Consider the following 1,006-nt stretch of genomic DNA (forward strand, 5'->3'; position numbering starts at 1 on the left):
TCCGGGTCGGTCGTCAGCGTGTCCTGGGCCATCGCGGTCAGCACCCCGTCGGGGCCGAGCTCCAGATACGCCCGCACACCCTGCGCCTGCAACGTACGGATGCCGTCGGCGAAACGGACCGCGCCGCGGACCTGCTCCACCCAGTAGTCCGGCGAGCACAACTGCTCGGCTGTCGCCGCCTGTCCGGTCAGGGTCGACACGATCGGGGTCCTCGGTGCCCCGTAGGTGAGCCTGCTCGCCAGAGTGCGGAAGTCCTCCAACATCGGGTCCATCAGCGGCGAATGGAACGCGTGCGACACCCGCAGCTGCTTCGTCCTGATCTCCCGTCCCCGCAGAGCGGCGGTCACTTCCAGCACCGCCTCTTCGGTACCGGAGATCACCACCGAGGTCGGACCGTTGACGGCCGCGATGGACACCTGGTCTTCGCGCCCGGCCAGCAGCCCGGCGACCTGCTCCTCGGAGGCCTGCACCGCCACCATCGCCCCACCGGCGGGAAGCGCCTGCATCAACCGCGCCCGGCCCGCCACCAACGCACACGCATCCGCCAGCGACAACACCCCCGCCACATGAGCCGCCGCGATCTCCCCGACCGAATGACCGGCCAGCACATCAGGCCGGATTCCCCACGAGGACACCAGCCGGAACAGCGCCGTCTCCACCGCGAACAGAGCAGGCTGCGCCCACCCGGTCCGATCCAGCGCCTCCGCCTCGGCCGTACCCGGCTCGGCGAACAGCACCTCGCGCAACGACCCCTCAAGCAGCGGATCCAGCTCCGCGACCACCGCGTCCAACGCCGCCGCGAACACCGGGAACCGCTCATACAGCTCCCGGCCCATCCCGGCCCGCTGCGACCCCTGACCGGTGAACAGGAACGCCAACTGCGGCTCACCCGCGGCCACCCCGCGCACCACACCCGCACCCGGCAGATCCCCGGCCAACGCACCCAACCCGGCCAGCACACCCTCACGACCATCGGCCAGCACCACCGCCCGATACTCGAACGCCG

Annotated in this window: 1 protein-coding gene; it reads right to left on the minus strand. The window is 71.0% G+C overall.

The features are described 5' to 3' along the window. The coding region (locus AB0B96_RS40875; protein WP_362907695.1) for an acyltransferase domain-containing protein at nucleotides 1–1,006 on the minus strand (1,006 nt) is incomplete at both ends.

This window comes from Streptosporangium sp. NPDC049046 (assembly GCF_040649155.1).
Lineage (GTDB): Bacteria > Actinomycetota > Actinomycetes > Streptosporangiales > Streptosporangiaceae > Streptosporangium.